The following is a 6,528-nucleotide window of genomic DNA, read 5'->3' on the forward strand; positions in this document are numbered from 1 at the left end:
TTGTAGCCGGCCTTTTCAACTGCTTCGGTCAGCACGGATTCTGCTGGAATTGCGCCCTGGAGAATGGCCTTCTTGCCCTCCAGATCAATGACGGCGTGAACGCCCGGAATGGCCTGCAGCGCCTGCTGCACATGGTCGGCACAGTGCGAGCACATCATGCCTTCGATTTTGATAACTTTTGTCATAGTATGGTCCTCCTTTTTATCTGGTTCGGGCTGCTCTGCCCGGGGAACTACGGTGAAAGGTGCGGCCGCCGTTTTTTCGCTGGGTTTGAAAAAGCGCAGACGCAGCGCGTTGGAAACGACGCAGACCGAGCTCAGGCTCATGGCGGCCGCGCCGATCATCGGGCTGAGTTTGATGCCGAGCGGCAGCCACAATACGCCTGCGGCGATCGGAATGCCGATGCAGTTGTAGAAAAAGGCCCAGAACAGATTCTGACGGATGTTGCGCATGGTCTGGCGGGACAGGCGGATTGCGTCCACCGCGTCCATCAGATCGCTCTTCATCAGCACCACGTCCGCAGAGGAAATGGCAACGTCGGTACCGGCGCCGATGGCGATGCCCACGTCTGCGCGGGCCAGCGCGGGCGCGTCGTTGATGCCGTCGCCCACCATGGCAACTTTTTTGCCCGCGGCCTGTTTTTCGCGCACGACGCGCTCCTTATCCTGCGGCAGTACCTCGGCAACCACGTTGTCAATGCCGAGCTCGGCAGCAATAGCGTTTGCCGTGGCCTGGTTGTCGCCGGTCAGCAGCGTGACTTCAACGCCCAGTGCGCGAAGCTGTTCCACTGCGGCGCGGCTGGTGGGTTTTACAACGTCCGCCACGGCGAAAATACCGACGACCTGCCGGTTGGCGGCAAAATAGAGCGGCGTTTTGCCCGCGGCGGCGAGTTCTTCGCCCAGCGTCTGCGCCGAACGCGGCAGCGCGAGACCGCCGGCCAGCAGCATGCGCCGGTTGCCGGCCATGCAGGGCACGCCGTCTATCGTAGCGGTGACGCCCTGGCCTTCAATGGCCCTGAAATCCGTGGCCTGGCGCTCCTTTGCGCCGTGCTGGCGCGCGTGGCGCACGATGGCGTCGGCCAGCGGGTGCTCGCTGCGCACTTCGAGTGAGAGCGCAAGCGAAAGCAGATCGTCCGGATCGACGCCGAGCGAGCGCACGTCGGTCACAACAGGGCGGCCTTCGGTGACGGTTCCGGTCTTATCCAGGATCACGCTGTTGACATTGTGCAGATTTTCCAGCGCTTCCGCAGACTGGAACAGCACGCCGTTTTTTGCGCCCACGCCTGTGCCGACCATAATGGCGACAGGCGTCGCCAGTCCGAGCGCACAGGGGCACGAAATCACCAGAACGGAAATGGCGCGGGTCAGCGCAAAGGCGGGCGTTTCACCATACAGCAGCCAGACGGCGGCGGTCAGCAGTGCAAGCCCCATAACGATGGGCACAAATACGCCGGCCACTTTATCCGCCAGCTTGGCAATCGGCGCCTTGGACGCGCCGGCCTCTTCCACCAGCCGGATGATCTGGCTGAGCGTGGTATCATCGCCCACGCGGGCGGCCTGCATGACAAAGTAACCGCTTTTGGAGACCGTAGCGCCGATAACGGTGTCTCCCTTGTGTTTTTCCACCGGCATGCTTTCGCCCGTGATGGCGCTTTCATCCAGAAATGCGTTGCCTTCGGTGATCTGGCCGTCAACCGGCACGGACTGACCGCCGCGCACAACAACCAGATCGCCCACGCGCACTTCCTCGATGGGCAGCGAGATTTCTTCGCCGCCGCGCAGTACGCTGGCCGTCTGCGGCCGCAGGTCCATCAGCGCGGCGATGGCTTCGCCCGTTTTGCGTTTGGCGCGCGCTTCAAAATATTTGCCGAGCGTGACCAGCGTCAGAATCATGGCGGCCGATTCAAAATACAGATCGTGCGCATGGTGCGCGGCCGTTGTCAGGTCGCCCGTCGCTGTGGCGTAGCCGATCTGGTACATCGTATACACACCGTACACCAGCGCCGCGCCGGAACCGACGGCGATCAGCGCGTCCATCGTCGGCGCGCGGTGCCAGAGCGTTTTAAACCCGTTGACATAATATTTGCGGTTGACGATAACGACGGGCAGCGTCAGCAGCAGCTGCGTCAGCGCCAGCGCAAAGGCGTTTTCCGGCCCGCGGACAAAGCCCGGCAGCGGCAGGCCGAGCATCGGTCCCATGGAAAATACCATCAGCACAATCAGAAAAACGGCGGAAATCAGAATGCGCGTTTTCATCTCCCGCAGGCCGTCGTCTGCGGGCTGGGGAGCGGAAGCGCGGCGGGCGTCGCCGCCGTCAACGGAAGCGGTATAGCCGCCCGCCTGCACGGCCGCGATGATTTTCTGCGCGTCGCAGACGGTTTCATCATATTGCACCGCCATGCTGCCGGCAAGCAGGTTGACCTGCACCTCGGAAACGCCGGATACGGCAGAGACGCTTTTTTCCACATGGGCGGAACACGCCGCGCAGCTCATGCCGCCGACGCGGAATCGTTGTTTCATACAGGGTTCTCCTTTGCTACCCTCCCCGTGGGAGGGGGGTGTTCTGAAATCAGTATAAAATGGCGCGCACGGTTTGTCAAGTAGTTTGCGGGCGGATTGGGCCGATTATACGCGGGGCGCCGGAGACGCAAACAGGCGGCAGAGGGCATGTGCCCTTCGCCGCCTGCATATTGCTGAAAACCGTCTGTCTGCGCATCCGTCCCAACGGAACAGAGACATGCTTATTCTGAGATGGTGGTGGTAAACGTGAGCGTTTCGCTTTGGCCGGGCTGCAATACCCGCACACCGGCCTTGTTTTCGATCGCGTGGTCCAGATAATCGCCGTCAGGCAGTGTGCTCCACGGCTCCAGGCAGACGTATTTCACGTCAAAATCCTTATACGCGCTCCAAAGCGCAAAATACGGGAAATCCGCAAAGTCCATCGTGACGCGGCGGGGATTTTTCACGCTGCCGATGACCGCGCGGCGGACGGTCAGGCTGTCCAGCATGAGCGCGTCGTCTCTGAAGGTCTGGCGTGTGATGGGCAGCCGGCCGTCCTGGAGCGGGATGCAGCCGTGCTCCTGCGAGAGCAGCACGTTTTCATCGGTAATGATGGGATGCAGCGCGTCAGTCCCCTCAAATGCAACGTAATAATCGGTAATTTGCTCACCTGCGCACAGGCAGATGGCGTAAGCGTCATGTCCGCCGATCTCATAATACATGGGGGTGTCGCTTTGATTGGTTGTGATATGCTCTTTTTTAAGCGACGAACCGTCAAGCGTGTAGCGGATGGTGCAGGTAAAGTCCCAGGGATACATCTTTTTGGTATACTCGTTCTGCGTCAGCGTGAATGCAACGCAGGTATCGCTGAGTCTGTTCGGGGTCCAGGCAAGATCGCGGCCAAAGCCGTGCTGGGTGATTTCGTACTCTTTGCCGGAAACGGTATACTTCTTATCTTTCAGCCGCCCGACAATGGGAAACAGAATGGGCGCGTGGCGCTTCCACACGGCGGGATCGGCCTGCCAGACGTATTCGGTGCCGTCCTTTTTGCTCCGGAAGCCGGACAGCTCGGCGCCGAACTCATTGATGGAGACGACAAATTGGTTGTTTTCCAGAATTTGCATTGCGTACATCCTCCCTTGGGTGTTGATGCTTTCAGCATACCGCCGCAGCAGAACAATGTCAATCGGAGACGGAGAGAATTTCCCGCAGGGCGGCAAGCAGCCGGTCCATCTGTGCGTCCGTGCCGATTGTGATGCGCAGGTAATTGTCAATGCGCGGCAGCTTGAAATAGCGGATAAAAATGCCCCTGTCGCGCAGCGCGGCAAACAGCCCGGCAGCGTCCCGCTGCGGATGGGTGACGAACAGGAAATTGGTCAGCGAAGGGGGGACGAGAAAGCCCAGCGCCCGCAGCGCGTCCGCGGTGCGCTCGCGCGTGGCAACGACCTTGCGGCAGGTCTGCTGAAAATACGCCTCGTCCGCCACGGAAGCCGCGCCTGCGGCCAGTGCGACCGCATCCAGTGTATAAGAGTTGTAGGAGTTTTTGACCGCTTTGAGCGTGGCGATCAGCGTTTCTGAGCCGAGCGCATAGCCGATGCGCAGTCCGGCCAGCGAGCGCGATTTGCTCATTGTCTGCACAACGAGCAGGTTTTCATATTTTTCGATGAGCGGCACGGCGCTCTGCGCACCGAAATCCACATAAGCTTCGTCGATGATGACGACGCAGTCGGCGTTATGCTGCAAAAGCTCCTCCAGCGCCTCAAGCGGCAGGGCGCGTCCGGTCGGGGCGTTGGGGTTGGGCAGGATGACGCCGCCGTTCGGCTTGTCATAGTCGCGGATGTTCACGCAGAAGTTTTCATCCAGCGGCACAGTCTCATACGGGATGCGGAACAGGTCGCACCAGACCGGATAGAACGAATAGGTGATATCCGGATAAAGAATGGGCTGATCCGAGCAGAAGAACGACTGGAACGCAAGCGCAAGCACATCGTCCGACCCGTTGCCGAGGAACACCTGTGTGGGCTTGACACCAAACCGGCCGGCCAGCGCGGTTTTGAGCGCCTTGCCGTTCGCGTCCGGATAGAGGGCGAGCGAGGATGCATCGAAGCTGCGCAGCGCCTGCTGCACGCCCGGCGCGGGCGGGTAGGGGTTTTCGTTGGCGTTTAACTTGATGATATCGCCGCGCTGCGGCTGTTCGCCCGGCACATAGGGGTCGATGCGGCGGAGCTTTTTGAGAAAGGGCTTGTCCATCGGGAAAACTCTCCTTTGCGATTTTCTATCTGCGAATAGTTTATCATGGTAAAGCGAGAAAGTCAAGCCTTGTTTGAGTTCTGCACATACCCGTGTTATAATATGGCTATATGGCTAAGTTTTATAAAACGTGTAAAGACAGCGCAGCGAGGCAGGCATTTGGCACGGCGAACCGAGATGTGCTTCCCGCCGCATCATGATGTTGTGAGGAGAATACCATGTACCAACCCTTAGCAGATAAAATCCGTCCGAAAACGCTGGACGATGTGGTCGGCCAGCGGCACCTGCTGGGCAAAAACGGCCTGCTGCGCCGCGTGATCGAGTCGGGCACCATTCCGAATATGATTTTTTACGGCCCGTCCGGTGTGGGCAAGACCACGGTTGCGTCCATCATCGCAAAGCAGACCGACCGCAGGCTGTATCATCTCAACGCCACCACCGCGGGCATCGCGGATATCAAGGCGATCATTGACGAGCTGGATACCTTCCTTGCGCCCAACGGCGCGCTGGTGTATCTGGATGAGATCCAGTATTTCAATAAAAAGCAGCAGCAGAGCCTGTTGGAGTTTATCGAAACCGGCAAAATGACGCTGATCGCCTCCACGACCGAGAATCCGTATTTTTATGTGTACAATGCGATTCTCAGCCGCAGCACGGTGTTTGAGTTTCAGCCCGTTGAAGCCGCCGATATGCAGCGCGCGGTCGAGCGGGCATTTGCGCTTGCCATCGGGGATAAGGGCACGCCGGTCGAGGACGGCGCTGCGGCTTATATTGCACAGGCGGTCGGCGGGGATGTGCGCAAGGCGCTCGGCGCGGTCGAGCTGCTCGTGCTGGGCGCAGGGGAGGACGGCGTGACGCTGGCGGATGCCCAGCAGGCCGCGCAGCGCTCCAACATGCGCTATGACCGCGACGGCGACAGCCATTACGATATTCTGTCCGCCCTGCAAAAGTCCATCCGCGGTTCGGACCCTGACGCCGCGCTGCACTATCTTGCGCGCCTGCTCGAAGCAGGGGATATGATTTCGGCCGCGCGGCGCATGCTGGTCATCGCGTCGGAGGATGTCGGACTGGCATATCCGCAGTGCGCGGCGATCGTCAAGGCGTGTGTGGACAGCGCGTTTCAGCTCGGCCTGCCCGAGGCGCGCATCCCGCTCGCGGAGGCGGTCCTCCTGATGGCGACCGCGCCCAAGTCCAACAGTGCGATTCGGGGCATTGATGCGGCGCTCGCCGATGTGCGCGCCGGCAGAACAGGCGATATTCCCGCGCATCTGAAGGATGCGCACTACGGCGGGGCGGCCAAACTGGGGCGCGGGCTGACCTACCGTTTCCCGCATGACTACCCGAACCATTGGGTAGAGCAGCGCTATCTGCCCGACGCGCTCGCCGGTGCAGTCTATTACGAGTTCGGCCCGAACAAAACCGAGCAGGCCGCCCGCGCCTATTGGGATAAGGTCAAGGGCAAGTGATTCAGAATAACGTGGCGATATGCTTGCGGGAACAGCAGGCAGGGGTGTAAACCCACTCGCTGATGCGGCCGGACGTGATGAAATACCGCGGAGGAAGGGGCGCGCAGTGCGGCGCAAGCACGTCGATGACGGTCAGTTTGACTTTCATGCGGGCGGGCAGAATGGATTTGATATAAACGGAAACCGCCGTGCCGGGCGTCAGGTCGCCGCGCGGCTCGGCCAGACCGGACAGGTTGGGCGCAAGCTCTATGAATACGCCGTAAGGCTCGACAGAGCGGACAATGCCGCGCACCGTTTCTCCGGGAGAAAACAAC

4 protein-coding genes and 1 pseudogene are annotated in these 6,528 nt (G+C 60.4%); 1 reads left to right on the forward strand and 4 read right to left on the reverse strand.

Annotated elements, in window-relative coordinates:
- From ACOYIE_RS08265 to hisC, 3 genes are all read right to left on the reverse strand, one after another.
- Positions 1 to 2,519: heavy metal translocating P-type ATPase (locus tag ACOYIE_RS08265; RefSeq protein ID WP_433412220.1), on the reverse strand; the 2,519-nt coding region annotated here is incomplete at its 3' end.
- Positions 2,520 to 2,740: 221 nt separating this feature from the next.
- Complete coding sequence (locus tag ACOYIE_RS08270) at positions 2,741 to 3,622, reverse strand: aldose 1-epimerase family protein (RefSeq protein WP_433412222.1); 882 nt, start codon at positions 3,620 to 3,622, stop codon at positions 2,741 to 2,743.
- Between the two features lie 58 nt (positions 3,623 to 3,680).
- A complete protein-coding gene (hisC, locus tag ACOYIE_RS08275; RefSeq protein WP_433412224.1) occupies positions 3,681 to 4,748 on the reverse strand; it encodes a histidinol-phosphate transaminase in 1,068 nt (355 codons plus the stop codon).
- Between the two features lie 218 nt (positions 4,749 to 4,966).
- On the opposite strand from hisC, the gene ACOYIE_RS08280 reads away from it, so the two are divergent.
- On the forward strand, positions 4,967 to 6,214 hold the full coding sequence (locus tag ACOYIE_RS08280) for a replication-associated recombination protein A (RefSeq protein ID WP_433412226.1): 1,248 nt from the start codon (positions 4,967 to 4,969) through the stop codon (positions 6,212 to 6,214).
- A gap of 1 nt (position 6,215) precedes the next feature.
- On the opposite strand, the pseudogene ACOYIE_RS08285 reads toward ACOYIE_RS08280, so the two are convergent.
- A pseudogene (locus ACOYIE_RS08285) lies at positions 6,216 to 6,528 on the reverse strand (S1 RNA-binding domain-containing protein); the annotation flags it as partial.

This window comes from Agathobaculum sp. (assembly GCF_050946325.1).
In the GTDB taxonomy this organism is placed as follows: domain Bacteria; phylum Bacillota; class Clostridia; order Oscillospirales; family Butyricicoccaceae; genus Agathobaculum.

Excerpts from the sequence above, each read along its gene's own strand:
- ACOYIE_RS08280 (WP_433412226.1), top strand. The coding sequence starts at position 4,967 with ATGTACCAACCCTTAGCAGATAAAATCCGTCCGAAAACGCTGGACGAT.
- ACOYIE_RS08270 (WP_433412222.1), bottom strand. The coding sequence starts at position 3,622 with ATGCAAATTCTGGAAAACAACCAATTTGTCGTCTCCATCAATGAGTTC.
- hisC (WP_433412224.1), bottom strand. The coding sequence starts at position 4,748 with ATGGACAAGCCCTTTCTCAAAAAGCTCCGCCGCATCGACCCCTATGTG.